This window comes from Luteitalea sp., assembly GCA_009377605.1.
Lineage (GTDB): Bacteria > Acidobacteriota > Vicinamibacteria > Vicinamibacterales > Vicinamibacteraceae > WHTT01.
The window spans coordinates 62,720-88,934 of sequence record WHTT01000009.1 but is presented as its reverse complement, the minus strand read 5'-3'; the positions used below and the strand labels follow the sequence as shown (position 1 = coordinate 88,934).

Below are 26,215 nucleotides of genomic sequence, written 5' to 3'. Positions count from 1 at the left end.
CACTGATTTATATAGCAGGCAGCGTGCCACGCGAGGTGTTACCAGGTTACCGACGAAACTTGCTGTCGTGATGAGAGTTATCGAATGCGCGGCATGTGAGTATGCTCCGCGGGGCGCCGCGGTCATTCAACGGCTTGGATTACGGCGGTGGCGGCGATCGGAGGGATTGAATTCTCGGTGACTGCGGTAGGGCGCGTTCGCCGAATGCGCCGCGGCGGCCGCCTCGGCGAGGCGGCCCTACCTGGAGTGCAGCGCACCGATCTCGTCGTAGAGCCGCGCAGACGCGATGATGCCGTTGTGGAAGTTGCCGAGGTCGAGCTTCTCATTCGGCGCGTGGGCATTCTCGTCCGGCAGCCCTACGCCAAAGAGCACGCTTGGCAGGCCCAGCTCTTCTTGGAAGGTCGAAACGACCGGGATGGAGCCGCCCTCGCGTACGAGCACGGGCGCCCGACCGAAACCCTGCTCGATGGCACGCGCGGCCGCCTCCATGAACTCGTTGTGTGGATCGCACATCCACGGCTTGCCGCCTTGCATCCTGGTCACAGCGACATCGGCGGTCTTCGGCGCGATCCTCTTCACGTACACCTCGAAGAGATCGCCAATCTTCCCAGGATCCTGGTCCGGCACGAGGCGCATGCTGACCTTGGCCATGGCGCGCGCAGGCAGGACGGTCTTGGCACCTTCGCCGGTGAATCCTGAGAGCAATCCGTTGATCTCGAAGGTCGGCCGTGCCCAGACGCGCTCCAGCGTCGAGTAACCGGGCTCACCAAACACCTTCGAAACGCCGAGCTCCTTCCGATACTTCTTCTCGTTGAACGGGAGCTTCGCGTACTCTCCCCGCTCCTCCTCGGTGAGTGGACGGAGTTCGTCATAGAAGCCAGGAATCTTGATGCGGCCACTCTTGTCCTTGATCTGCGTCAAGATCTGCGCCAAGACCTGACCTGGGTTCGCGATGGCGCCGCCGTACATCCCCGAGTGCAGGTCAGTCTTGGCCGTCGTGACGTCGATTTGAAAGTAGCAAAGACCACGCAGGCCATAAGCCATCGATGGCACACCGCGGTCGAACATCGTCGTGTCGGAGATGAGGACCACGTTGGCCGCGAGCTCGCTCTTGTGGGCGCGAATGAAGTCGTCCAGATTGGCGCTGCCAACCTCTTCTTCGCCCTCCAAGATGAGCTTTATGTTCACGGGCAACTTGCTGTTCTGCGACAGGTGGGCCTCGAGAGCCTTGAGGTGCATGAACACCTGCCCTTTGTCGTCGGCTGCTCCACGCGCGTAGACCTCGCCGTCGCGGATCGTGGCCGTGAAGGGCGGTGACTCCCACAGCTCGATCGGATCGACCGGCTGCACGTCGTAGTGCCCGTAGAAGAGAATCGTCGGCGCGCTTGGCGCGTGGAGCCAGTCGCCGTAGACAACCGGATTGCCCGGCGTTGGAAACTGCGTGACGTTCTGGAGTCCGATCCGCGTCATCTCAGCGGCCGCCCAGTCAGCACATCGCTTGACGTCCTCCTGATGCTCCGGCAGCGCGCTGATGCTTGGAATCGCGAGAAACTGCCCGAGCTCGTCAAGGAACCGATCGCGGTTGGCGTGAATGAAGTCGACGACGGCGTTCATGCTGGGTACTGTAGCGCAGGCCTGAGAGCGTGCCAATAGCGCGCCGCCGCACTAGGGACCAAGGACCAAGGACCAGGCACCTGCGTCGTGGCGCGCGCGGCCATCTTCTTCCAGCATCTGGAGGTGAGCGCGCACGTTCTCGCGGGCGGCCGCGAGCATCTCCGCCTCGAGCGTGGGATAGAGGCGGTCGGCAATCTCCTCGACCGTGCGAGCGCCGACCGTCAGTGCCTCGACGACCTGGTCGTCACGGAGCTGTCGATGGGCGAGATACGCACGGATTAGGGGGGCCGGGTGATCGATCGGATCCCCGTGGCCAGGAAGAACCCGACGTGGCTCGAGCCCGAGAATGCGTCGCAGCGATCGTAGGTACTGCCGCAGGCTGCCGCCGCTCGACGCGGGAATCGTCACCGTTCCGCCGTTCATCACCAGGTCGCCGCCAAAGAGTGTCCCGCTCCGAAGGTCAAAGTAACAAGCGTGATCGGGCGCATGGCCAGGCGTATGCAGCACGAGCAGCTGTCCGTCACCGGCTGGGATGAACTGCTTGTCTCGAAGGGGAGTCCAGTCGACACCGGTTGAAGCGTCCCTCTCGGGCCAGGGAATCTTGACGCTGGCGGCACCTTGCCAACGCGCGGCAATCGCCGCCGCGCCCGCGACGTGATCACCGTGGCCATGCGTGGCAGCAAGCGTCGCCAGCACTTCGCCGCCTAAGGCGTCCGCCACGCGATCGACGTACTCAGCTGTGGGGCTCGCGGCATCGATCAATACCGGGATAGCACCGTGCAGGACGTAGCAGTTCGTCGCACCGCGCGTCAGCGGCTCGCTGTTCTCCGCTCGCACGAGGCTCCAGCGCATAAAAGGCAGTGGTCAGTGGTCAGTGGTCAGGCGACCCAGGGCGCGCCCGGCCAGAAATGAGGAAGGCGCGGCTGGGAGCCGCGCCCGACGTAAGTGCAAATGAAAGTGAGATTCCGGACCCTAGTAAAAGAGGGTACGTATAAGAGAGGAAATAACGACCAGGTGGGCTTCACGTCAGAGGCTCAGCACCGAAGCGCGTGGAGGTCACCACGCACCCGGCTTGCAGGACATCTGAAGCTAGCGCCCGGAATCCCAGTGCACGGTAATTATGTGAAATACTTCACAAGCTGTCAAGCCTTAATCTGCGTAATCTGCCTGCGGGCAGATATTCGCCGTCTATTCGTCATTTGACCGCGCCCGGCGGTCCTCAGACGCCTCACGTCTGGCCCGCAAAGCCTACTGTGACGCTCGAGCCATCGACGATGACCGGCACGCGGCGCTGACTCGCGGTGAGCTTCAGCATGCGCGCGAGCGCGTCGGCATCCTTCTTCACGTTGACGTACTCGAAGGCCACACCTCGCTGCTCGTGGTCCTCGATGGCAGCCTGCGTGTACGGGCAGCCGTCCTTTCCATAAATGTAAACCACGGCCCTACTCCTTCTTGCAGGGCGGAAAAGATACCTTTTTCCGCACTTCGACGCTCACGTGCGCGCCCGAAACTTGAATTTCCGCTTCTCAAGGCGTCTGCTCTGCGTGGTAGCGCGCGTACTCTTCGAGATAAGCCAGTGACTGAAAGTCTCTGATTCGATCGAAGAACAGGACGCCGTCCAGATGGTCCGTCTCATGTTGGACGACTCGCGCGGCGAAATCCGAGAGATCGAGCTCGAAAGGTTGACCCCGGCGATCGAGCGCTTTGATGTTCACGCGTGTGTGGCGCGGCACCTTGCCACGAATATCCGGAATACTGAGGCATCCCTCCCAGCCCTCTGCCTTCTCCTCGCCGATGGGTGTAATCACAGGGTTGATGAACGGGAGCACGCGCATCTTCTCGTGCTCGTTCTCGATGCCGGCCACAAACAATCGCACGCCTTCGTGCACTTGTGGGCCGGCCAGCCCTATGCCCTCGTACTCGAGCATCGTCGCGATCATGTCGTCGATGAGGGTCTGGAACGCGGCGCTCCGAACCTCGCCGAGGTCGATGGCTCGAGCACGGGTGCGCAACACGGGGTGCCCCATGCGCGCAACTTTGAGAATCGACATTTCAGGATTCAGGATTCGGGATTCCCGCTCTTTAAGGCCAATGCGGTTCACTTAACCGTTTTGCACGTGGCGTAATAAGTGAACGGTATTGTCTTCAAGCCACTGTAATGGTCTTGTCGAGATAGACGTCCTGGATGATGTTGAGCAGCTCGACGCCTTCGGCCATTGGCCGCTGGAACGCTTTGCGTCCCGAGATGAGCCCCATGCCGCCCGCTCGTTTGTTGATCACAGCCGTGCGCACGGCATCGGCGTAATCGTTCTCGCCACTCGCGCCACCTGAGTTGATGAGGCCAGCGCGGCCCATGTAGCAATTGGCTACTTGGTAGCGCGTCATCTCGATTGGATGGTCGCCCGGAATGAGCTCCGAGTACACGCGCTTGTGCGTCTTCCCAAACTTCAAGGCGGTGTATCCCCCGTTGGTCTCCGGCATCTTCTGCTTGATAATGTCGGCCTCGATGGTCACGCCAAGGTGGTTGGCCTGTCCGGTGAGATCCGCGGCAAGGTGATAGTCCGTCTTCTCGGTCTTGAAGGCGCTGTTGCGCAAGTAGCACCAGAGCACCGTGACCAAGCCGAGCTCGTGTGCCAACGCGAAGGCTTCGGAGACCTCCTGAATCTGCCGGGTGGATTCCTCCGAGCCGAAATAGATGGTCGCGCCAACGGCGACCGCCCCGAGCTCCCATGCCTGCTTCACGGACCCGAACATGATCTGGTCGTATCTGTTCGGATAGCTGAGGAACTCGTTGTGATTCAGCTTGACCAAGAACGGGATCCTGTGGGCATATTTCCGCGCGCAGGCGCCGAGCGCGCCGAGCGTCGAGGCGACCGCGTTGCACCCGCCCTCGACGGCGAGCTCCACGATCTTCCCTGGATCGAAATACGCCGGGCTCGGCGCGAAGCTGGCCCCGGCCGCGTGCTCGACGCCCTGGTCGACCGGCAGAATGGAGACGTAGCCGGTGCCGGCGAGACGTCCAGTGTTGAGAATCTGCTGAAAGCCGCGGAGCACCTGCGGCCGGCGGTTCGTCTGAGTGACCACCCGATCGACGAAGTCTGGTCCGGGAAGGTGCAGATCCACCGCCCGGAACCCGCGCGCCTCGTATGAGAGCAAAGCCTCGGCATCGGCGCCGAGTAGCTCGTGTATCCTGCTCGTTACAATCGTCGTTGTCATAGCTGTCGTTCCCTCAATCGAGCCACTGCCAGCCGATCAAACCTTCATTTTATCCCATCGCCAGCAGGCGCCGCGCCGCGTCAGCGGCCCATCGCCCGGACAGGCAGGCACCCTCGATCGTCCCCGGCAGGCCGGTATCAACCCAGTCGCCGGCCAACAGCAGCCGTCGCACGCCGGTGGTCGTGGGCGGCCGAGCAGGCTGGCTGGCGGCCAGCGAGAACGTCGCGCGCGGCTCGCGCACCACCAACGTCCGGCGCACGGAAGCCTGGCGAACGCTGGGAAGCGCATCACGAAGCTCGTCGAGCGCAAGGGCGGCCAGCGCTTCGTTCGATTGACGCACCAGGTCGTGCGCCCCGCTTCCAACCAGCGTCACATGCGACGCATCCTCCCCGATGACGGCGCGCTTGTCGAAGGCCCACTGCAGCGGTCGACCCGGCAGGCCGACGAACGCCCACGGCAGAATCCCGCGGTCGAACCAGAGATTGACAGAGACAATGGGTGACGGGGCGGTTTCCGAGGCCGCCCGACACAGTGCCCCCATCCTGCCCGGCCCCCCGTTGTCCATCTCGTCGATGAACAACCGTGGTAGGTCGAACCACGGCACGGCAACGATGACCACATCCGCTTCGACAGGGGAGGAGTGCCCGGAGCTCTGGTCGTCGCGCACATCCACCCCGATCACACGATCGCCCGCTAACCGCACTCGTGCGAGGCTATGTGTGCGGACATGGCCGCCCGCGGCGTCGATGACTCTGCTGGCCACCCCGTAGAGCGCCACGAGTGGTTTGGCGGGAATCCCGAGGGCCGCGCCCTGCGTGCCCCCCTCCATCATCTGACCGAGGACGCGCACGAAGGGTGACGCGGCCGCGATGGCCGCGCTTTCGTTGAGCGCTGCGAGCGCCAGCGGCTCCCACAGCATCGAGCAGAGCTCGGCATGCTGGCCATGGCGAGCCAGCCACCGCGCAACGGTCTCGCCGGGCGGCGCCAGACCGTCGGGCGGGAGACCACGCTCTCCCCGCGCCCGCCGCAGGACAGGGCCGAGCCTGAGCGCCGAGAGCCGAGCGCGCCACCCGACGCCGCGCCAACCGAGCACGCCGCCCACGAGGTTCAATGGCGGCCGCCACGCCGGACAGCGCAACACGGAGAAGCGCCCCTCGGGGTCGACGAACGTCACTTCGAGCGTCCGCTGCAAGCCGACGTCCTGCTCGGCGCCGACCGCGCGAAGGAACGCGAACGTCTCGCGGTAGCAGCCCATGAGGATGTGTTGGCCGTTGTCGACCCACTCACCCGTTTCTCGATCCACGAACGACGACGCCCGTCCCCCGAGCTGACCACGCGCCTCGAGGAGGGTGACACGAACCCCAGACGAAGCGAGCGACACCGCGGCGGTCAGCCCGGCGAAGCCGCCGCCAATGACGATCACATGGGGTGCGATCATGATCGCACCATGACCCGGGCCCAGGTTCGAAGCGCAATCAGCGCCCGTACGGGCCGCGGGACCCGTATCCGCTCCGAGAAGACGTCAAAGTTTCGACGCTCGATGCGCTCCAGGAGCGACGCGTAGATCGCACTCATGATCTCCGCAGCGACGAGCCGGCGCGCCTCGTCGGACGGGAAGGCGTCGCGGGCGCGGGCGAAGAACTCACGGCAGCGTGCGGCTTGGTGCCCCAGCAAGGCGACCACGGGCGGCGTGAGGTGTCCTGCACGGAGGTCCGACTCGTTCACCTCATAGCTTCTGAGATCCTCGACCGGGATGTACAAGCGACCGCGCTGGAGGTCGCTGCCGACGTCACGCAGGATGTTGGTGAGCTGCAGGGCCAGGCCAAGCTCCACCGCGTACTGACGGGCTCGAGGGTTCCGGTACCCGAAGATCTCGAGGCAGATCAGCCCGACGGCCGACGCGACACGCACGCAATATTCGCGTAGCTCGTCAAAGGAGGCGTAGCGTCGCGGAACGAGATCCATGGCAACACCGTCGATGAGGTCCTCGAAGGGCTGTCGTGGCAAGTTGAAACGACCGATCCAAGGCTCGAGTGCGCGGCCTTGTGCCGTTCGGGGCGCCCCCGAGGAAAAGCAGCGATGGAGCTCCGCGCGCCAAGCCACCAGCGCCGCCGTGCCATCCTTCCCCTCTGATTCATCCACGGCATCGTCGACCGCGCGGCAGAAGTCCCAGACGGCGATGATGGCGCGCCGCCGGTCTGGCGAGAGCACGAGGAAGGAATAGTAGAAGTTGGTGTCGCGTGCCATGGAGAGCAGATGAATTCTGTGTCAGCGCCACACCATGGCCCGCCACATCAGCGGAAGAATGTCTCTGCGGGACAACGTGGGCCGGTCGTCGAGACTTCGACGCGGGGCGCGTGCGAGGCGATCCAGAATCGTCCAGCCACCCAGCCAGGTCAGCCGCAGCTCCAATCGCAAACGGCCGTGCGTCAAGTCGCCCACGCGCCGCCCGTCGCGCAACAACACGCGCGTGCGACCGATGAGCTCTGCCAGCACGGCACGCCACGCATCCGTGACGTGACCATTCGCCAGGTCCTCTTCGCGCGCTCCCCATCGCTCTGCGTCTTCCCGAGGCACGTAGAGGCGACCCGCGCGCCAATCCTTCCCGAAGTCCTGCCAGAAATTCGCGAGCTGGAGCGCCGTGCACACGGCGTCCGATGCGCGCGCCAACTCGAGGTCCCGGTAGCCGGCGACCTGCAGCACGAGACGGCCAACCGGATTCGCCGAGCGCCGACAATAGTCCAGCACATCGACCCAGCGATCGTAGCGGTGCATGGTGACGTCCTGTTCGAAGGCGCGCAGGAGGTCGTCGAGCAGGGCGACATCCAGCCGGCAGCGGCGGATGCTATGGCCCAGTGCGCGAAACACCGGCGTGAAAGCTCCCGCTTGGATGGTGGTGCGCGCCACCGACGCTTTGAGTGCGTGCCGCCACTCGTCGAGCCGTGCGAGGCGCTCTGCCGGATCCATCAACCCTTCATCTGCGAGGTCGTCGGCTACACGGGCAAACGCATAGATCGCCGCCACGTGCGGCCGCATCGCCCTGGGAAGCAGGCGTGAGGCCACTGGGAAGTTCTCGTAATGCGCCTGGGCCAGTGCCTGACAGAACCGGTAATCCTGCACGAATGCCGCCGGGACGTCGACCATTTTGCTGGATTATAGGAAACTGTCCGCGCATGGCGAGACGGAAACGACAATATTCGCACCCCAAGACCGGCGCTTCTACGCCGACCGACCTCCCCGCGCTACCGTCGGCCTCCGCGCGCCGCCGATTCCGCACACAGCTCCTCTCATGGTATCGCCGCCATGGACGACGCCTTCCCTGGCGCGAAACCACGGACCCGTATCACATCCTGGTGTCCGAGGTGATGCTGCAACAGACGCAGGTCGAGCGTGTGTTGCCAAAGTACGAGGAGTGGCTCGCCAAGTATCCAACGCTAGAGGCACTCGCGGAAGCCGGTGAGGACGAGGTCGTTCGCACCTGGTACCCGCTTGGCTACAACATCCGTCCGAGCCGACTGCAGTCCATTGCGCGCGAAGCCGTCGCGCGCTATGACAGCACCCTGCCGGCCGACGAGGAGACGCTTCGCACGTTCAAGGGCATCGGCGCCTACACGGCGGGCGCCCTGCTCAGCTTTGCTTTCGGACAGCGCGCCGCAATCCTCGACACCAATGTCGCCCGCGTGCTGTTCCGCGTCTTCATCAGCCAGGGGGATCCAAAGGCACATCGAACACAAAAACGCCTCTGGGAGCTGTCGCGTCTGTTACTGCCGCGACAGAACGTCTTCGACTTCAACCAGGCGTTGATGGATCTCGGCGCGACGGTTTGCACGGCACGAAAGCCCGGCTGCTTGCTGTGTCCCATGGATCGGATATGCAAAGCCTATCCGGCGGGCAGGGGGCAGGGGCAAGGGCAAGGGCAAGGGCAAGGGGGTAAAGGGATCTAGGGATCTAGGGATCTAGGGATCTAGGGATCTAGGGATCTAGGGGCCCCTTGCCCCTCCAAGAGCTCGATGAGGGCGGCATCGGCGGGCGGGAGCGGCAAGGTGCGCAGCTCGTCACGCGGGACCCAGCGCATCTGCTGCCCGAGGCGCGGTTCCGGCTCGCCCAAGAGCTCGCATCGATAAAAGTAGAGATCGACAATACGCGCTGGATACGCGTGCGTCGTCGAGAACAGGCGCTCATGGACGCGGGCGCCGCAGCCCAGCTCCTCGTCGAGCTCGCGGCGGAGGCAAGCGGGAAGCGCTTCGCCCGGCTCGCACTTCCCACCGGGAAACTCCCAGTGACCCTCGAGATGCGTTCCAGCGAGCCGACGGGTCAACAGAAACGCATCGCTTCGCTCGATCACGGCCGCCGCAACGGTCATACGCACCAGCGGCCGCCTCGACAAGGCGGCCCTGCCGTCGTCCACGCCATTACCCAACCGAGACCTCTACTCGCTCGCTGCCGGAGAGAACCTCTAGCCTCGTCCCGGGCTCTGCGAGCTCCCGGCGGACGTAGCCAAGACCAACCGACCGACCAACGCCGGGCGACCAAGCTGCGCTGGTGACTCGACCTACGTCGCGATCGCCACTCGCAATGGTCGCGCCGCGCACAAAGCGCGGCAAGCCTGGCTGTTGCGGCGCTGATGCGGGAGGTGGCGTCGCATCCGGATGGCCGCCCACTGGAAGAGGGACCGGAGTCTCGACGAGTTTGACGAGCCGCCGCGCCACCCGACCTTGGCCGCGATGAAGCACGCGGATGATCACCTCCTGGCCAACGTAGCAGCCCTTGGTGAGGCTGATCGCGCGGTCTTCGATGCCGGCCTCCAGCGGGATCGTATCGTCGGTCATGTCCACGCCGAACAACGGCTGTCCCGCGTCGACGCGCAGCGCGTGCCACGTCGCCTCGTCCAGCGAGACCACGCCCGCCTCGCGCAGCACGTGCTCGAGCTGAGGCAAGTGAGAAGGCGGAACATATACGTCGAAGCCGATTGCTCCGAGATCGCGGGAGCCGGCGATGAGCGCGTCGACACCCGACCAGCGCACAGTGGTATGTTGGTGCTCCGTCAGCGAGGCCACGCGCTCTCCACTCGTGGCAAACGACGCGGCCACGATGCGGGTCGCTTCCGGGCCATAGACAGCTAGCCGTCCGAGCTCACTGGTTCGATCCCAGACATGCACGTCCTCGGTGATGATGAACTGCTCGAAACGCTGGAGCAGTAACGCCAGGGTTTCGCCCGGCACGTCGATCAAGAACGCATCGTCCAATGCGAGAAGACGCAGATCGGAGAGTATTCGCCCCTGAGGCGTGAGGTACGCAGCATAGCAGCCCCGACCTGGCGCGAGCGCTTTGACATCGTTCGTGACAAGCCCTTGAAGCCAGTCGGCTCGATCGGAACCGGAGACGCCTAGCCGGCCCTCCGCCGAGCGATCCCGCATGCCGGCGCCACGCTTCACCGCCTCGTACGCGCTTGATTGTGGGAGCACATCTGGATGGTATCCTTGAGTCATGGGCACGCTCTTTGCTCGTTATTCTAGCGGTCTTGTCCTCGCGCTCACAATGGCGGCCGTTGGAGTCTCAGGAGCCGCGAATCGGGAATCAGGAAACGCGAAGCAAGAACCTGGGAAGCCGGCGGCGCAGGGTGGCGCGAAGCCCAACGCGCGGGTCTTCAGGGTCTTCGTCGGGGGCCGCCCGCTTGGGAGCGAAGAAGTGGCGATCAGCGAGACCGCCACCGGCATGACAATCACATCCGCTGGTTCGCTGGCGGCGCCGCTGGATATCTCGCTCGAGCGCGCCGAAGCCGTTTACTCACCCTCCGGCGAGCCAGTACGGCTCTCCCTCGAGGCACTCGTCAAGGGAGACGCCGTCTCGCTGACCACGACGTTCTCAGAAGGTCAAGCGGCCAGCAAGGTCACGCAGGGCGGTAAGACCGCCGACAAGACCGACCGCGTGTCGCCCCGAAGCTTGGCCGTCGCGCAAGGCGTGCTGTTTCTCGGCTCCTACCACGGGCTCGCGCGCCGATTGGTGTCGGCAGAGCAAGGCACATCGCTCAAGATGTACATTGCCCCAGTTGGCGAGGTCGACGTGAGCGTGACCCGCGTTGGGGAGGAGCGTATCCAGACCACGGAGGGGACGTTCGATGTGAAGCGGGTCGGTATCACCTTGCCCGCACAGCCACAGTCGGCCGGTCCGCTCACGATGGATGTGTGGCTCGATACCAAGGGCGGCCTCCTCCGGATGGCGGTCCCGACGCAGTCACTCGACTTCGTGCGCGAGGATCTGGCAGCGGTTTCCACGCGCCAAGTGAAGGTGTGGCGTGACAACGACGAGGATGTTCGGATCAAGGCATCGGGATTCGCGCTGGCCGCCACGGTGTCGAAGCCGAGGCCGCCTGAGCCACCGGCCGATTCGGACGACGACTCAGACGAGAGACGGGATCCCGATCCGCCAGATTCGCCCGAGTATCCGGCCGTTGTGCTGGTCTCTGGCGCCGAGGCTGGCGACCGGGACGAAACTATCTTTGGGATTCCGGTGCTCGGCCAACTTGCCAATGCACTCGTCGATGCCGGCTATCTCGTCATCCGTTACGACAGGCGCGGCGTCGGCCAGAGCGGCGGCCGCCCTGAGTCTGCCGAACTGGAAGACTATGCGGAGGACGTGCGTGGCGTCGTGCGCTACCTGCGGTCGCGTGACGATGTGGATGACGATCGGATTGCCGTAGTGGGCCACGGCGAAGGCGCCTGGGTCGCGATGCTGGCCGGCAAACGTGAGAAGCGAATTCGGGCGCTCGTGCTGATGGCAGGTGCCAGTGTCACCGGTTCAGAGCTGCTCCTCGAAGAGCAGCAGAACGTGCTCTCGAACATGGAGCTCTCCGACGAGGAGCGTGAGCAGAAGATGGCACAACAGCTCACGATGCAGCATGCAGTGCTGACCGGTGTGGACTGGGACAAGGTGCCGGAGCCGGTTCGGAAGCGGTCGGACACCCCTTCGTTCCGCAGCGTGCTCGAGTACGATCCGGCAGAAGTGATGAAAGACGTTCAGCAGCCAATCCTGGTGGTGCACGGCGACCTCGATAAGGAGGTCCTCCCCCATCACGCCGACGAGCTCGTGGCTATGGCGCGCGCGCGTGACAAGGGGCGCGGCGCCGCCGCGCTCACCAAGCTCCCTGGGCTGAATCACCTCTTCGTCAAAGCACAGACCGGCGCCGTACAGGAGTACGCGGTTCTGACGGACCGCACGATCAGTCCAGGGCTTCCACGCACCATCAGCGCATGGCTCGGTAAGACTCTGCCTTCCAGCTAGGCGTCAGTGTTCGCCTCGAATGCCACGAGGCGTCGGGCAATCAGTGGATGGTGGTCTCCACGACGTGGATCAGTTGAAAGAACGGCCGGGAGGGACGCCCGGCGGAAACATCCCTCCCGGGATGACTAGACAGGTGGGAAAACAGCTGCGATCTGATCTTCGCAGATCATGCAGTCGGGGTCGAAGGTCGTGGTCTGTGTCGTGACAGATCCCGGCGATATCGGCCCATGGCTTCGCACAACGATGTGAATCTCGGCGCCGAGGCCATGACCTCGAAAGAGCTGATTTGCTGGCGTGGGTCGAGCGTCCGTGCCGATTGGCAGTCTGCCGGCCTCGAGGTCCGCTGTGAAGTTCGCGGTGCCGTCGGCACGCCGTGGCAGATACCGAAGATCCACTTCTCCTGGCGGTCGAATGCCCGGACAAGGTCGAGGACGCGCGGGTCGTGCCGCAGGTACTCCGGCGCGCGACCGCCGAGCACCAGCACCGCTTGATGATCATCCACGCGCACGTCGTCCAACGTCGTGTCGGCGTCTGCGCCGTAGCCAGGACGCTCGACGTACGTGTCCCACCCTTCCTCGAAGTCGTGAATCACGAGGTGCAGCCGTCGCCGGCTCGGTGCTGCGATGACCGGCGCGAGTCCCGCTTCGAGCAGTCGGTGCCGTGCGTAGAGACACTCGTAGCTCTCGCCCGCGTCGCCTGTGACGATCAGAATGGAGGTGGGCACGCCGCGATTCTTTCCGACCCGATGGATTTTCGCAAGAGGCCGTGGCTAATACATTGCACCGGGGCGCATCTCTGTGCAGGTCTCATCGCTGCCGAGAGCGTTGTCAATCACGCGCCGGGTCACTTCTTCGAGGTGCTCCTCGAGCACCGTGAGAAGCTGCTGAAACTCCGGCCAGAGCGTTTGATCGACGAACGACTTCGTGACCTTGACCATCACGGTGGTGCGCCGCTGGCCGTGGTAGCGATAGTGTTTCAAGCCGTAGCGGCGAAGGAGCGCGACGAACAGGGTGCGCGACCAGGTGTCGGGCAGCGAAAACCGGTACTCGATGGGTCGCTCGGTTCGTTCGAACGCGAGGAGACGGGCGCGAATCCGCGCCGCCGCGCTCTCTGCCGCGTGACGCTCGCCGTCCGTCCCGGGCCTGGCGAACAACGCCTCAATCTTGCGCAGCTTTTCGATAAGTTGCTGCTCGTCGTCGTCTGGCTTCCACACCGGTCACCTCCGTTGGCGCTCTTCGCCCATTGTCACAGATCCCTTATCCTGCATTCGTATGGAAGGCTCGAGGGATGAACTCTGGAACGCGAGAGTGGCCTATGCCACTCGCCTCGTCACTGACGGTAGGGGTGTGTCTTTCAATGGCGCCATCGATATCGGATGGCAAGGAGGAGAGCGTGCGACGTTGTGGCAGGGTTGCGGGTGCCGTGTCGGTGGGCATGGTCATGTGGCTGTTCGCGAGCGGCGCGTGGGCACAGGCGGAGTCGGCCACGGAAAAGAAGCGAACGCTGCTGGCTGTATTCGCGCATCCAGACGACGAGACGATGGTGGGACCGCTGCTGGCGCACTACGGCAGCAAGGCTGACACCGATGTGTACCTGGTATTGGCAACCGGCGGTGACCAAGGCGTGACGCCGTTTGCCAAGATACCGGCGGGGAAGAAACTGGCTGCCGTGCGCGGCAAGGAAGCCGAATGCGCCTGCCAGAACCTGGGCATCCACCCGCCGATCATGTTGGGTCTGCCAGATGGCGGGTTGAGCGGGTTCCAGGTGTTGGGCGAATTGGTCTCGAAGATCGAAAAGGTGGTCACCGACGTGCGCCCTGACGCGATCGTGACGTGGGGTCCCGAAGGCGGTTACGGACACGCAGACCATCGTCTCGTGAGCGCCGCCGTGACGCAAATCGTGCAAGCGGGAGAGACGACGACGCTCCTGTACTATGCTGCACTGCCGACAAAAGGTCTCACGTCTGACGTATCCAGCGCCCTGAAGCTTCCCGTGTTCAAGCCGACGGCCGAGAGGTTTCTGAACACCCGCGTACCTTACTCGGAGGAAGACGAAGCCAAGGCACGCGCGGCGCTCGCCTGCCACGAGTCACAGTTCACGCCCGAGACGATGGAGCAATTGAGTGCTCTGGGCCGTCGGGTGAACAACGGTGTGATGTACCTGCGTTCATGGTCGGGCGGAGCCGAACGAGCCGACCTGTTTCAGCCGTAGCGATTGGACACTTCAGGTAAACTACTCACATGTCTGTCTCTCACGAGACGCTGGCCAAACGTCTCTGGACCGCCAACGAGCTCTTCAAGACCGCCTTCGTTCTCAAGAGACTCCAACTGCGCCGGGCGTTCCCTGGCATATCGGACGAGGACCTGACGCGGCGTCTCGGGGCCTGGCTTCGCGAGCGTCCGGGTGCCGAGCATGGCGACGGCGTGGGGCGGGTGATCCCGTGGCCGCGCCGATAGACTCTCCAAACCCGCTGTCAATCCTCGGAGGCGTTGCGGAAGTCCTCAACGAGCTCCATCACGCGTGGGCCCTTATCGGCGGCCTGGCGGTTTCGGTTCGTGTGGAACCGCGAACGACCCGTGACGTTGATATTGCGGTGGCGGTTGCCGACGACGCGGCGGCCGAATCGTTGATTCACGACCTAGTGCTGAGAGGCTACCAGGTCCATGCCGCGCTTGAACAACGAACCTCGGGGCGACTCGCCACGATCCGACTGACACCGTACGGTCAAGATCCGGAAGCGGGAATCGTCGTCGATCTCTTGTTCGCCTCGTCAGGTATTGAGTCCGAGGTGGTCGCCGCGGCTGAAGAGATCGAGATCCAGCAAGGGCTGACAGTACCGGTGGCCCGCGCTGGACATCTCGTCGCGATGAAGCTACTCTCCGCCTCTCCTCAACGTCCAGACGACGCCCGGGATCTCATATTCCTGCTTCGCGATATTTCTCCAGCCGAGCTCAGACGTGCGCGGGACGCTATTGCCCTCGTGGAGCAACGTCGGTACAACCGTGGCACGTCGCTCGGCGCACTTCTCGACGATATCCTTGCCGGACGCGGGATCTAACGGAGGCGTCCTTAGCGGCGGCCCGCCGGTCGTGAAAGGCTGCGAGGCGGCACAAGCTTTGTGCCCAACGTGCCGCGCGGTCAGTTGGGAACGCTGGATCATCGACGGCACTGACAGCAAGCTGTCAGGTTCGCGAGCTCAGCGTCGCGACTGGCCTGTATGGTTTCATGTCCTTCGCGGTGGCGTGGGGACAGCGGGAGATCGGCGGGCGCCTGGCGGTCGGTGCCTCTCCGCTCGCTAGAGTGCGGCTGATACTGCGCGTGGTTTGACACCCCGTGGAGTAGTGGACGTGCAACCCATGACCGGAGCGCTCAGCAGAGCGTCGAGCAAAACGGCCGCGGCACCCACCCTCCTCATGTCGCCCTCCTCGTGAACAGTGACCTCATTGCCATCCGTCACTATTGACGGGAGCGGCGTCAGCAGAACCTGAAGGGCGGATTAAGTCTCTCAATCTTCCCGAGGGAGAGCTGGCGCGCGGCGCGCCAAGCATCATGCCGACCGAACTGACCGTGAAGGGCGGGCCGCTGGTTTAGCGCTTCGGCGGCTGACCGACGATTGATGTCGACTCGAAAAGCTCGGTGGCAGCCTGGCGGAGACCATCGTAGGCTGCGCGGGCGAGTGCACCACCGGTCGACACACGGCGGACGCCAGCCGCGGTCAGCTCCGCGATCGATGGTCCTTTGTCAAGCCGGAGGACGTTGACCGGCATGCCGACGGCAGAAACCACACGCGCGATGTCGTCGAGCTCGGTGAGGCCAGGCGCGTATACGACTTCGGCGCCCGCATCGCGGTAGGCGGTCAGCCGCCTGATGGTGTCATCGAGATCCTGGATCCCGCAGATGTGATTCTCAGCCCTGGCTGTAAGGATGAGCCCGTCACGCCTGGCCGCTGCAGCGGCCGCGCCGACCCGTTCGGTTGCCCGACCGATCGAGTCGATGCGCTTGGCGACCGGATTGAAATCCTCGATCGAGAAGCCTGCAGCGCCCGTGTGCGCCAGGCGCGCCACCGTGTCCGCGATCCCAGCCGTATCCTCGGCAAAGCAGCACTCGGCGTCGACGTTGAGCGGCACGTCGACCGCTTGGGCGAGAGCCGTCGCGTGCTCAATCAGCTCGTCGAGCGTGACGTGGCGGTCGGGTCGCCCAAGGCTCGCCGCGTGGCCCGAGCTCGTGGTGGCCAGCGCCGCAAACCCGAGGGAGGCGAGCAGCTTCGCCGAGCCGATATCCCACGGATTGGGCATCACGAACAGGCCATCACGGTGCAGAGGTACGGCCTCAGCCGTCGCCCAACACGCTGTCGATCGAGATGGTCGCAATGTTCTCGCCGGTGTTCGCGGCGTTCCTGCTCGTGCTCGTCACGTCGTGTGCGAACGTGTCGAACGTGATGCTTGCGCGCGCGATCGCGCGCCACCGTGAAATGGCGGTTCGCCTCGCCATCGGCGCGAGCCGGAGCCGCGTAGTGCGGCAGATGCTGACCGAGGGGCTCTTCATATCTGTCCTTGCAGGCCTTACTGGTCTCGCACTCGCTGCGTTGGGCCTTCGGGTCGCGTGGCTCACGCTGTATAGCACCCTGCCGCCGTCCGTGGCCCCCATCCTGCGCCTGGCCCCACTGACGTTCGACTATCGGGTGTTCCTGTTCGCGCTGGCGGTGTCGGCGTTAGCGACGTTGCTGTTCGCCCTGCTGCCGTCGCTGGAGGCATCACGGCTCTCCCTGACGGATGCACTGCGGGGCCACGGTCGCGCCACGCGCGGTCGATTCAGGCTGCGCAACGCCCTCGTCATCGCGCAAGTGGCCGTGGCGCTCGTCCTCGCCATCACGGCGGTGACGCTCGCGCGGAATGGTGCCGCCGTCGCTGCCATGGACCTCGGCTTCGACACGCAAGGCGTGATCTCGGTGAATGTCCGTGGCGATCCGGACGAGCTGGCACGTCCCCTCGCTGGAGGTCTGTCGGCCGACCCACGAGTAGCCTCGGTTGCCGTCACAAGCGGGAATCCGTTTGTTCAACGCGGCGCGGGACCGGGGGTTTCACATCGACGAGGCACGCTCGGCCGCACGCGTGGTGATCGTCAGCGCTTCCACCGCCAATGCGTTCTGGCCCGGTGAGGATCCGATCGGCAAGACGATCAGAATCGACCCGGCCGAGGGTCGCCCGGTCGACGAGTTTGCCGCGTATCGTGAGGTCACCGTCATCGGCACGGTCCGCGACATCGTCACCGGCATGCTGGTCGCGGGACATGACGCCGGGCACATCTACCTGCCGATAGGTCCGGCCGACGCCCACGCCACGGCAGTCCTCGTTCGGGGTCACACGGATCGCGATCTCGGCCCCGAAACGCTCCAGGAGATCTTCAGCCGAATCGTTCCGAATCCGCAGGTATTCGAGGCATTGCCTCTTGGCGAGGTGCGCGACTTGCAGATGTATCCGCTTCTGGCGGCTTCATGGATTGGATCGCTGCTCGGTGCCGTGGCGCTGGCCCTAAGCGTGACCGGGTTGTACGGTGTGTTGTCGTACGCGCTGAGCCAGCGCAGGAAGGAGATCGGCCTCCGCATGGCGCTGGGCGCAACGGGCGGGGCGGTGGTCGGCCTCGTCTTGAAGCAATCCATACGGCTGGCGGGGATCGGTGCATTCATCGGCCTGGTCGCTGGGTTTGCCGTGATGAAGATCCTGGACGCGAACGTCCCATTCGAGGGCATTTCGCTGCTCGACGTCGGAGCCTTTTCGGCCGGTCTCCTCCTCGTCATGGCGGCGACGGCAGTCGCAGCATATCAGCCCGCGCGGCACGCGACGCGCGTCGATCCGTGCCAGACGCTCCGCTCGGACGCGTAGGTCCTGAATTCTGTGCAGCCGCGGCCTGGGCCGACACAAAAGCTTGTGCTGGACTGTCCCCGCCCGGATCAGGCGAGCACGGGTGCAACTCGACCTCGCCGTTTGACCAGACTCGAATGTCACGGTCTGAACTGTTACCCATGCTCCCGGTCCGGACCCCACTTTTTGCTTGACAGGCTTTTTTCGAGGAGTGCTCCGTAATTGAGACGCCGCGCTAGGACGCCTACTGGAAGCGCATACTGCCCGTCTGGCAACCGTTGTTCGCCAAAGAAGGGTCACGGAGACCCCCAGGCTAATTTCGTGGCACCTGGAAGCGTACACGAGGCCGAGAATGCCGGGGGTTATGATGGTCCATGTCTCTTCACGAATCACGACATGCGACCTCCAACACCTCGATCGGTGAAGCGCGGCCCCAGGCACGGACGCCGGTCTCAGAGGAGGAGATCGAACGCCTCGGCGATGCGATCGCCGAGCTCTCTGCGCGCATTCAGGCCGCGACCTACGAACTGTTGGTCTTGATCCGAGAGTTCGATGAGCGAGCCTGCTGGAACGATGGCGGCTGCCTGTCGTGCGCGCACTGGCTGAGTTGGCGCGCCGGCCTGGATCCCGGCGCCGCCCGCGAGAAGGTGCGCGTGGCGCGTGCCCTGGCGCGGCTGCCGCTGATCAGCGCCGCCATGGAGCGCGGCGAGCTGAGTTACTCGAAGGTCCGCGCCTTGACGAGGATCGCAACGCCCGAGAATGAATCGCGGCTGCTAGGGGCGGTGCAGGGTGGCACCGCGTCGCAGGTCGAGCGGTTGGTGCGCGCCTGGCGCCGCGCCGATCGCTTGGACGAAGCGCGGGAGACCGCCCGGCGGCATCAGCAGCGGTATCTCCAGACCTGGGTCGAGGAGGACGGCACGCTGGTGATTCGCGGCCGGCTCACGCCGGAGCTCGGCGCCGTGGTGCAACGAGCGCTCGAGGCGGCAGGCGATCGGCTGTTTCGCGAGAGCGCGAGCGACCCGCGCGACGATGCCACCGCAGAAGTCACACCCGGCCAACGCCGCGCGGATGCGCTCGGCCTGTTGGCCGAGAGTGCGCTGGCGAGTGACTTGGATCGCGGGACGGCCGGCGATCGCTACCAAGTGGTGCTTCACGTCGACGACGACACGCTGAAAGCAGACGCTGGAGCGACCGCTGAGCAGGTGGTCGCGTCGGACGCGGACCAGGCCGTGCTGGAGCATGTGGACGGCACACACGTTTCCTCGGAAACGTCGCGACGCATGGCGTGCGACGCGTCGACGGTGGTGATGCGGCATGGGCCAGACGGCACGGTGCTCGATGTCGGGCGGAAACGACGATCGATCTCCCCAGCGATCCGGCGGGCGCTCGCGGCCCGCGATCGTCACTGCCAGTTCCCAGGATGTACGGCGCGGCACTGCGACGCGCACCACCTTCATCATTGGTGGTCACGGCGGGGCGACTCGACTGACTAACCTTGCCTTGCTCTGCAAACGCCATCATCGCGCAGTGCACGAAGAAGGCTTCACGCTCACGCGGGCGCCGGATGGAACCGTGGCTGTACGCCGACCCGACGGCCGGCCGCTACCGCCCTGCCCGCGCGCGCCGCGCTGGAAACGCGATAGCAATCACATCCAGCATCCGCTCGCGCCCAACACCGCGCGGCTGGCGGCGGCCGGCATTCGCATCCGCCCCGACACGGCCACCCCTCATTGGTTCGGTGAACGCCTCGACCTGCACTTTGCGCTCGACGTGCTGCGAGATCACCCAGCGTCCGTTGCCTCAGGCATGGGCGTTTCCACTGGGCAGTCCGTGGCGATGTAAGTCATAGAACAAGACGTCAAACGGATGCAGTACTCGGCGTCGACGCCGAACCGTACGTCGACCGCGTGGCCCAGATTCACTCATACCGCAGCGCCTCGATCGGATCGAGTCGAGAGGCGCGGAGGGCGGGCAGCAGACCGCTGACGAGGCCAACGCCCATCAGAATCGCCGTCGAGAGGCCAAGCAATTGCGCAGAGAGCACCAAGTGAATATCGGTGCTGCGCGTCACATCGTCGAAGAGCTCCGCCAGAAAGGGTCGTGGGCTGAACAACCAGACCAGGGCGCCTGAGGCCGCAATGCCAAGCGCCCCGCCCGCTGCCGTGATGACGAGGCCTTCGATCAGGAACTGGAGGAGAATCTCTCTCCTGCGCGCGCCGAGCGCCTTTCGAATCCCAATCTCACGCGTGCGCTCGGTGACGGACACGAACATGATGTTCATGATGCCAACGCCGCCAATCGCGAGTGTGAGCACGCCAATGAACGCCAGCACGACCTTCAGGCCGTTTGAGATGCCGGCGAAGGTGGCGCTGTTCTCGACCGAGTCGTTGATCATGATCGCGCGCTCATCCGCGGGATTGAAGCGGTGCCTGCGACCGATTGTGTCTCTCACCTGGCTGACCGACCTCGACGCGATCGCCAACGTCCACGTAAAGCTTCTCGATGATCCCATTGGCCTTCGATTTGATTTCGACCTGGCCGATGGGCTCCACTTTGCCGGTCGCGACGACCGATTGCACCATCGTGCCGCGCTCGACAGTGGCCAGCAGTGACGAGTCGATCGCCCCCTGAGAGCGGGAGGAGCCCGCCAACGCGAATCCGCCCGCGACCAAGACGAGCGCGCCGACGCCCCACCACCACAACCGCCTGTGCTTCCTTGCCATGCTTCCTCGTGTCCTCGGAATGGGAGGGAGCCCCGAACCTCCTTCGACCTGCTTGCCTGACCGAGGCCTGCCTGTTTGACGGAGCCAATGCCGCAGAGGTTCACCAGCCTTCGCTCGCCTCCGGCGAGCTACGGCTAGGCAGGCCGTGCGAATGCGATAGCGAAGGCGGGCTACGGCTAGGCAAGCCTGTTTCCCGTTTCCCATTCGACTCACCTGACGCCTCGGCGCCCCGTCAGGCTCGCTCATGGCAAGCCGTTGACGAGTCGAATGGCCCTGAGCGAGCGAAGCGAGTCGAAGGGCCGTTTCCTGAATCCCGATTCCTGAATCCCGATTCCTGCCCCCTGGCCCTTATAATCCGGTGGAGATGACCGAGATGTTGGTTCTGGGTGTGCCAAGAGAAACGGCGCCAGGCGAAGACCGGGTGGCGCTCGTCCCGGCGCACGTGCCGCTTCTGACAAAGGTGGGACTTCGCGTGCTGGTCGAAGCGGGAGCGGGCGAGGCGGCCGGATTCAGGGATGAGGAATACACAGCGAAGGGCGCCGAGCTGGCGGCCTCCCGCGCCGACGTCTTTCAGGGCGCTCGAGTGCTCCTCCAAGTGCGAACGCCCGGCGCGAATCCAGAAACGGGCAGCGCCGACCTGCCGCTCTTCGGGTCGGAGCAGGCGGTCATCGGCTTTGCCGATCCGCTGGACGCCGGCGAGAGCACGACAGCGTTGGCTGCGCGGGGGACGACAAGCTTCGCGGTGGAGCTCGTCCCGCGCATCACGCGCGCCCAGAGCATGGACGCACTTTCGTCAATGGCCACGGTCAGCGGGTACAAAGCCGTGGTGCTGGCTGCAAGTGCGCTCACCCGGATGTTCCCGATGCTGACGACGGCAGCGGGAACGCTGGCGCCGGCCCGCGTGCTCGTCATCGGGGCTGGCGTGGCCGGCTTACAGGCCATTGCGGTGGCGCGGCGCCTCGGCGCACGCGTCGAGGGCTACGACGTGCGCCCAGCGGTCAAGGAACAGATCGAGAGCCTGGGGGCGAAATTCGTCGAGCTGCCGCTCGAAGCCGCGGCGCCCGAGGACAAGGGGGGCTATGCGACGGCGCAGGACGAGTCGTTCTACCGGCGCCAACAGGAGCTGATGGCGCGGACTGTGGCCGCAAGCGACGTGGTCATCTCGACGGCCGTCGTACCTGGAAAGCCCGCGCCGGTGCTCGTGACAAAGGATATGGTCTCGGCGATGGCGCCAGGCTCGGTCATCGTCGACTTGGCCGCCGAGCGCGGCGGCAACTGCGAGCTGACCAAGGCGAACGAAACGGTTGTCGTCGAGGGTGTCACGATCCTCGGCCCAACGAACCTACCGGCGACCGTGCCTTATCACGCCAGCCAGATGTACTCGAAGAACCTCGTCACGTTCGTGCAACATCTCGCTCGTGATGGAGCGCTCGTCGTGAATCTCGAGGACGAGATCACGCGCGAGACGCTGCTGACGAGAAACGGTGAGGTCGTGCATCCGCGTGTTCGGGCGCTGCTCGGGTTACCGGACATGGTGGAGACCAAAGGTTAGCGGCCGCCTCGGCGAGGCGGCCCTACCACCGTCCTGGTAGGGCGCGTTCGCCGAACGCGCCGTGCTCGCGAGCTCCAAGGGTTCTCGGTGCTTCCTATGTGGATCTTGGAGACAGCCGACGGCGACGCCCCTGAGCTGACGTTTCGTATCTCCTCTGGAATCCGGACCATCGGTCGCGCTGTTCGGGCAGACTTCGTGATTGATGCGGTCATGGTGTCGCGCCTGCATTGCCGCGTCACGGCGCTCGCGAGCGGCGATCTCGAGGTGGAGGACCTCGACAGCACCAACGGCACGTACGTCAACGACCAGCGCATCCACCGCGCCGTCCTCGCCAGCGGTGATCGGCTGCGCGTCGGCCGCATGGAGCTCAGGTGCCGGAAAGACAGTGACGAGTGACTAGCTGCAGCTCCGCAGCACTGCGGCTGACGATAGACGAACGAGGCACCCGCCTTCAATAGCCGTTAGCCGACGTTGGTTCACCCTCACTCGTCACTCGTCACTCGTCACTCCGTTTCGTCACTCGTCACTGAGAAAAGGATTCGTGAGCCGCTCGCGTCCGATTGTGGTCGACGGTCCATGCCCTGGATGAACGATCGCCTCGTCACCAAACGGGAACAGGACCTCGCGGATGGACCTGATAAGCGTGGCGTAGTCGCCGCCAGGCAGGTCCGTGCGGCCGATCGAGCCGGCAAATAGGGAGTCGCCTGCGAACAGTACCGGAGCTGCAGCTCCTCGGCCACCGACCTGCAAGCACACGCCACCAGGCGAGTGCCCGGGCGTGTGGTGCACGAACAGCTGATATCGCCCGAAGCGCCATGGTCCGGGTCCGTCATAGAACTGATCAACCGGCGGTTGCGGATCCGCCTGGAGACCGAACGCCAGTGCCTGTTGGACGACACGCTCGTAGAGAAACTGATCGTCTCGATGCAACACGACGGGCGCCCCCAGCGCCTGCTTGGCGACGCCGACGCCCGAGATGTGGTCGACGTGCGCGTGGGTGAGCAGGATATAAGCGATGGTGAGACGATGCTGTGCAGCGCAGTCGAGCAACAGCTTCACTTCATCGCCTGGATCGATGATGACGCCCACGTGCGTCTCCTCACACCCGAGGACATAGCCGTTCTTCTGCATTGGGGGAACGGCGCGTGTCTCCAAAATCATGCGTTACTCCCCTACCTAGCCTTTCTTTGGCTGCGAGGGTCGGAGCTCGACACGGCTCGGCAGGCTGCGCGCCGGATGCTCCGCGAGATCGATGATGACCTGGGCCACGTCTTCGGCGGCGAGCTTCCAATCCGCCCCTTCCTCCTCGCGACCGGAGAATCCCGTGCGCACGGAGCCTGGCGCAATCGTCGCCACGCGAATCCCGTCGTAGCGCACTTCCTGCATCAGCGCCGCGGTGAAGGCGTCCAGGCCAGCCTTGCTCGCGCAATAGGCGGCCCCGCCCTTGAAAGCGTTGATGCCCGCCAAGCTGCTGACGTTGATGATCCAACCGCCTCCGCGCCGCCGCAGGTGCGGAATTGCGGCCCGACAGCAGTGAAACACGCCAGTCAGGTTCGTCCCAAGAACAAGGTTCCACTCGTCGGTCGACAGCTTCTCGACGTTACCGAAGCGGCCGACGCCGGCGTTGTTGATCAGGATGTCGAGACCACCAAAGGCTCGGACCGCGGCCTCCACGAGCTGTGCGGCATCATGCGGGCTCTGGACGTCCGCACGCACGGCTTCGACCTGGTCGTCTCCCAGTGTTTGCCGCGCAGCGCGCAGGTGCTCTTCATCCAGCCCGCTGATCACAACGGCAGCGCCACGACGGAGGAACGCCTGCGCCGTGGCGAGACCGATGCCTCGTGACCCACCGGTCACGACCACTACTTTTCCGGATAGAGAAGCTTCATGAGTCATCGTTACAGATTACTTGAGACCTGACGAGATGGCTCATGGCTTCCGCATCCTCCGCCTCCACGGCTCGGAGCTGACCATGGATCGCCGCGACGGTGAACGAGCCGCGCTTCGGGCGCAGGCAGCACGTTACACGCCTCCACTGGTACAATCGCCGTGCGTTATGTCCGTCGCGGTCGTTCTCGGCGCCGGGGACCTGGGTGGCAATCTGGCGCACGCGCTTGCTCGAGGTGACCGATTCCGCGAGATCCGCCTGATCGACAAGGCTGAGCGCTTGGCGGGAGGCAAGGCGCTCGACATCTGTCAGGCTGGCCCGGTCGAGGGCTTTGGTACGCGCGTGAGCGCGGCCGCAGACGAGGCAGCAACTCGCGACGCAGCCGTGGTGGTCCTGGCCGACGCGGCCGGCCCTCCGTCGCGTGAGTGGCAGGGTGAAACGGGGCTGGATCTGCTACGCCGGGTGCTGAGGATCAACGCCGGCGCGCCCATTGTCTGCGCCGGTCCGGCAGCCGCCTGGCTCGTGGAACGCGCTGTGGAAGAGCTGGGTGTTCCGCGCGCAGCAATCGTCGGCTCCGCCCCAGCAGCGCTCGCGGCGGCGGTCGCGATCTCCGTTGGGCTGGAAGCGCACGTCTCCCCGCAACACGTGGAGCTGTGGCTGGCCGGGCGGCCACCTGATCGAGTCGTGGTGGCCTGGGAAGAGGGCTCGATTGGCGGAGACCGGCCCTCATCCGTGCTCGGCGTCAGCGCCCTGGCGCGAATCAAGGCACGCGTGCCGCGTCTCTGGCCCCCTGGCGTTCACGCACTGGCGTCGGCGGGCGCTCGCGTCGCCGAAGCGCTCTTGGATGGAGCCCGCCGCCAATTGACTTGCTTCGCCACGCTGGACGGCGAGGAGAGCACCCGCGGTCGAGTCGCTGCAGTGCCCGTTCGGTTCAGGAAGGGTGCCGTCGCCGAGATCAACCTGCCGGCCTTGAGCCCCGGTGAGCGCATCGCGTTCGACAACGTGTTGGCGAGCCGCCGATGAGCCTCGTTGATGCGCTCGTCGTCCTCGTGCTCATTACCGTCAACGCGCTGTACGTGGCGGCCGAGTTCGCCGCCGTCAGCACCAGACGAAGCCGGATTCGACAACTGGCCGAGGAAGGGCATCGTCTCGCGGTTCATCTGCTTCCGGTGCTCGAAGATCCGCAGCGGCTGGACCGCTACATTGCCACGAGTCAGGTGGGCATTACGCTCTCGAGCCTCGTGCTCGGCGCGTACGGCCAGGCCACGATTGCGGTCGATCTCGCGCCGTACATCGGCGCCTGGCTTGGTCTCAGCGCCTCGGCAGCGTGGTCGGTCTCCTCGGTCGGTGTGCTCCTCGTGCTCACCGCGCTGCAGGTTCTGCTCGGCGAGCTGATGCCGAAGTCGATAGCGCTGCAATACCCAATGCCGCTCGCCCTCGCAACGTACTGGCCGATGCGTTGGACCCTGGCGACGCTCGGCTGGTTCATCAACTTCCTGAACGGTAGCGCCCTGCTGCTCCTGAAGTTGCTGCGGAGACCCGACGCCGGGCACCGCCATATCCACTCGCCTGAAGAGATCGAGCTGCTGATTGCCGACAGCCGAGACGGCGGTCTTCTGGAGCCTGACGAGCATGTCCGCCTGCAGCGCGCGCTGCGTTTCAGCCTGCGCACGGCGCGCCAGCTGATGATCCCGCGCGAGCAGGTGAGCGCGCTCGACATCCGGACGCCGATTCACGACGTGTACGCACGCGCGATGGCGAGCCCTTACACGCGGTTTCCGGTGTTCGAGGGATCACTGGACCACGTCATCGGCATCCTCAACTCGAAGCCGCTGCTTCTGAGGCGACTGGCGGGAAACGCGGTGAGCGATCTCCGGGATGTCTTGCGCCCGCCGCTGTTCGTGAACGAGCGACTGACCGGTGATCGGCTCGTGGCGCTCTTACGCGAGCGGCGAACGCACCAAGCGATCGTCCAGGACGGGTCTGGACAGGTCGTCGGCATCGTGTCACTCGAAGACCTGTTGAGAGAGCTACTGACGCCAGCTCAAGGCTCAGCGTCCAGGCGATATGCATAACCGTT

At 64.8% G+C, this 26,215-nt stretch carries 30 protein-coding genes; 13 read left to right on the top strand and 17 right to left on the bottom strand.

Annotation, left to right across the window (positions count from 1 at the left end):
- Positions 1-237: 237 nt before the first annotated feature.
- The 8 genes from GEV06_04810 to hpnC form a co-directional block, all read right to left on the bottom strand.
- Complete coding sequence (locus GEV06_04810) at positions 238-1,614, bottom strand: dipeptidase (GenBank protein ID MPZ17220.1); 1,377 nt, start codon at positions 1,612-1,614, stop codon at positions 238-240.
- 51 nt (positions 1,615-1,665) lie between these two features.
- A complete protein-coding gene (locus tag GEV06_04805; GenBank protein MPZ17219.1) occupies positions 1,666-2,466 on the bottom strand; it encodes an MBL fold metallo-hydrolase in 801 nt (266 codons plus the stop codon).
- Positions 2,467-2,842: 376 nt separating this feature from the next.
- Positions 2,843-3,052: a glutaredoxin family protein gene (locus tag GEV06_04800; GenBank protein MPZ17218.1), complete on the bottom strand. Its 210-nt coding sequence runs from the start codon at positions 3,050-3,052 to the stop codon at positions 2,843-2,845.
- 88 nt (positions 3,053-3,140) lie between these two features.
- Positions 3,141-3,665, bottom strand: a complete 525-nt coding sequence (gene def, locus GEV06_04795; protein ID MPZ17217.1) for a peptide deformylase — start codon at positions 3,663-3,665, stop codon at positions 3,141-3,143.
- A 94-nt stretch (positions 3,666-3,759) separates the two neighbouring features.
- Positions 3,760-4,830, bottom strand: a complete 1,071-nt coding sequence (locus tag GEV06_04790; protein MPZ17216.1) for a class I fructose-bisphosphate aldolase — start codon at positions 4,828-4,830, stop codon at positions 3,760-3,762.
- 49 nt (positions 4,831-4,879) lie between these two features.
- Positions 4,880-6,268, bottom strand: a complete 1,389-nt coding sequence (locus GEV06_04785) for an FAD-dependent oxidoreductase (protein MPZ17215.1) — start codon at positions 6,266-6,268, stop codon at positions 4,880-4,882.
- The gene (gene hpnD / locus GEV06_04780; protein ID MPZ17214.1) at positions 6,265-7,077 is read right to left on the bottom strand and encodes a presqualene diphosphate synthase HpnD; all 813 of its coding nucleotides are present in this window, start codon (positions 7,075-7,077) and stop codon (positions 6,265-6,267) included. The genes GEV06_04785 and hpnD overlap by 4 nt, the downstream gene beginning before the upstream one ends.
- Before the next feature lie 21 nt (positions 7,078-7,098).
- A complete protein-coding gene (hpnC, locus tag GEV06_04775) occupies positions 7,099-7,974 on the bottom strand; it encodes a squalene synthase HpnC (GenBank protein MPZ17213.1) in 876 nt (291 codons plus the stop codon).
- A 29-nt stretch (positions 7,975-8,003) separates the two neighbouring features.
- Here hpnC and GEV06_04770 point away from each other — a divergent pair, with 29 nt between their 5' ends.
- Positions 8,004-8,774, top strand: coding sequence for an A/G-specific adenine glycosylase (locus GEV06_04770; protein ID MPZ17212.1), 771 nt, complete (start codon positions 8,004-8,006; stop codon positions 8,772-8,774).
- Positions 8,775-8,794: 20 nt separating this feature from the next.
- Here GEV06_04770 and GEV06_04765 read toward each other — a convergent pair whose 3' ends face one another.
- Positions 8,795-9,193, bottom strand: a complete 399-nt coding sequence (locus tag GEV06_04765; protein ID MPZ17211.1) for an NUDIX domain-containing protein — start codon at positions 9,191-9,193, stop codon at positions 8,795-8,797.
- A 49-nt stretch (positions 9,194-9,242) separates the two neighbouring features.
- Positions 9,243-10,319 carry a hypothetical protein gene (locus tag GEV06_04760; GenBank protein ID MPZ17210.1) on the bottom strand — a complete coding sequence of 359 codons (1,077 nt, stop codon included), beginning with the start codon at positions 10,317-10,319 and terminating at the stop codon, positions 9,243-9,245.
- On the opposite strand from GEV06_04760, the gene GEV06_04755 reads away from it, so the two are divergent.
- Positions 10,318-12,111, top strand: coding sequence for an alpha/beta fold hydrolase (locus tag GEV06_04755; protein MPZ17209.1), 1,794 nt, complete (start codon positions 10,318-10,320; stop codon positions 12,109-12,111). The genes GEV06_04760 and GEV06_04755 overlap by 2 nt on opposite strands.
- A 166-nt stretch (positions 12,112-12,277) precedes the next feature.
- Here GEV06_04755 and GEV06_04750 read toward each other — a convergent pair whose 3' ends face one another.
- Both GEV06_04750 and GEV06_04745 read right to left on the bottom strand, forming a co-directional pair.
- Positions 12,278-12,835: a DJ-1/PfpI family protein gene (locus GEV06_04750; GenBank protein ID MPZ17208.1), complete on the bottom strand. Its 558-nt coding sequence runs from the start codon at positions 12,833-12,835 to the stop codon at positions 12,278-12,280.
- A gap of 45 nt (positions 12,836-12,880) precedes the next feature.
- On the bottom strand, positions 12,881-13,324 hold the full coding sequence (locus GEV06_04745) for a hypothetical protein (GenBank protein ID MPZ17207.1): 444 nt from the start codon (positions 13,322-13,324) through the stop codon (positions 12,881-12,883).
- 74 nt (positions 13,325-13,398) lie between these two features.
- Here GEV06_04745 and GEV06_04740 point away from each other — a divergent pair, with 74 nt between their 5' ends.
- Genes GEV06_04740 through GEV06_04730 form a run of 3 tightly spaced genes read left to right on the top strand, consistent with a single transcriptional unit; the run spans position 13,399 to position 15,169 of the window.
- Positions 13,399-14,322, top strand: coding sequence for a hypothetical protein (locus tag GEV06_04740; GenBank protein ID MPZ17206.1), 924 nt, complete (start codon positions 13,399-13,401; stop codon positions 14,320-14,322).
- 29 nt (positions 14,323-14,351) lie between these two features.
- Positions 14,352-14,567, top strand: coding sequence for a hypothetical protein (locus GEV06_04735; GenBank protein MPZ17205.1), 216 nt, complete (start codon positions 14,352-14,354; stop codon positions 14,565-14,567).
- Positions 14,568-14,581: 14 nt separating this feature from the next.
- Positions 14,582-15,169: a hypothetical protein gene (locus GEV06_04730; protein ID MPZ17204.1), complete on the top strand. Its 588-nt coding sequence runs from the start codon at positions 14,582-14,584 to the stop codon at positions 15,167-15,169.
- Positions 15,170-15,698: 529 nt separating this feature from the next.
- On the opposite strand, the gene GEV06_04725 is transcribed toward GEV06_04730, so the two are convergent.
- Positions 15,699-16,406: an isocitrate lyase/phosphoenolpyruvate mutase family protein gene (locus GEV06_04725; GenBank protein MPZ17203.1), complete on the bottom strand. Its 708-nt coding sequence runs from the start codon at positions 16,404-16,406 to the stop codon at positions 15,699-15,701.
- 65 nt (positions 16,407-16,471) lie between these two features.
- On the opposite strand from GEV06_04725, the gene GEV06_04720 reads away from it, so the two are divergent.
- From GEV06_04720 to GEV06_04705, 4 genes are all read left to right on the top strand, one after another.
- Positions 16,472-17,269, top strand: a complete 798-nt coding sequence (locus GEV06_04720; protein ID MPZ17202.1) for an FtsX-like permease family protein — start codon at positions 16,472-16,474, stop codon at positions 17,267-17,269.
- Entirely contained in the window at positions 17,139-17,993 is an 855-nt protein-coding gene (locus GEV06_04715; GenBank protein MPZ17201.1) for an FtsX-like permease family protein, read from the top strand. Before GEV06_04720 ends, GEV06_04715 begins: the two co-directional genes overlap by 131 nt.
- 353 nt (positions 17,994-18,346) lie before the next feature.
- On the top strand, positions 18,347-19,465 hold the full coding sequence (locus tag GEV06_04710; protein MPZ17200.1) for a DUF222 domain-containing protein: 1,119 nt from the start codon (positions 18,347-18,349) through the stop codon (positions 19,463-19,465).
- 34 nt (positions 19,466-19,499) lie between these two features.
- A complete protein-coding gene (locus tag GEV06_04705) occupies positions 19,500-19,814 on the top strand; it encodes a hypothetical protein (protein MPZ17199.1) in 315 nt (104 codons plus the stop codon).
- 76 nt (positions 19,815-19,890) lie between these two features.
- On the opposite strand, the gene GEV06_04700 is transcribed toward GEV06_04705, so the two are convergent.
- Positions 19,891-20,484: an FtsX-like permease family protein gene (locus GEV06_04700; GenBank protein MPZ17198.1), complete on the bottom strand. Its 594-nt coding sequence runs from the start codon at positions 20,482-20,484 to the stop codon at positions 19,891-19,893.
- Entirely contained in the window at positions 20,378-20,695 is a 318-nt protein-coding gene (locus GEV06_04695; GenBank protein MPZ17197.1) for a hypothetical protein, read from the bottom strand. Before GEV06_04695 ends, GEV06_04700 begins: the two co-directional genes overlap by 107 nt.
- 376 nt (positions 20,696-21,071) lie before the next feature.
- Here GEV06_04695 and GEV06_04690 point away from each other — a divergent pair, with 376 nt between their 5' ends.
- Positions 21,072-22,247, top strand: a complete 1,176-nt coding sequence (locus GEV06_04690) for a Re/Si-specific NAD(P)(+) transhydrogenase subunit alpha (GenBank protein ID MPZ17196.1) — start codon at positions 21,072-21,074, stop codon at positions 22,245-22,247.
- Between the two features lie 96 nt (positions 22,248-22,343).
- Positions 22,344-22,643, top strand: a complete 300-nt coding sequence (locus GEV06_04685) for an FHA domain-containing protein (GenBank protein MPZ17195.1) — start codon at positions 22,344-22,346, stop codon at positions 22,641-22,643.
- 120 nt (positions 22,644-22,763) lie between these two features.
- Here GEV06_04685 and GEV06_04680 read toward each other — a convergent pair whose 3' ends face one another.
- Together GEV06_04680 and GEV06_04675 are read right to left on the bottom strand one after the other, a co-directional pair.
- Positions 22,764-23,408, bottom strand: coding sequence for an MBL fold metallo-hydrolase (locus tag GEV06_04680; GenBank protein ID MPZ17194.1), 645 nt, complete (start codon positions 23,406-23,408; stop codon positions 22,764-22,766).
- Positions 23,409-23,423: 15 nt separating this feature from the next.
- Entirely contained in the window at positions 23,424-24,143 is a 720-nt protein-coding gene (locus tag GEV06_04675) for an SDR family oxidoreductase (protein ID MPZ17193.1), read from the bottom strand.
- Between the two features lie 28 nt (positions 24,144-24,171).
- Here GEV06_04675 and GEV06_04670 point away from each other — a divergent pair, with 28 nt between their 5' ends.
- Both GEV06_04670 and GEV06_04665 read left to right on the top strand, forming a co-directional pair.
- Positions 24,172-25,158, top strand: a complete 987-nt coding sequence (locus GEV06_04670) for a hypothetical protein (GenBank protein MPZ17192.1) — start codon at positions 24,172-24,174, stop codon at positions 25,156-25,158.
- Positions 25,155-26,210, top strand: coding sequence for a DUF21 domain-containing protein (locus GEV06_04665; protein ID MPZ17191.1), 1,056 nt, complete (start codon positions 25,155-25,157; stop codon positions 26,208-26,210). Before GEV06_04670 ends, GEV06_04665 begins: the two co-directional genes overlap by 4 nt.
- Positions 26,211-26,215: the final 5 nt, after the last annotated feature.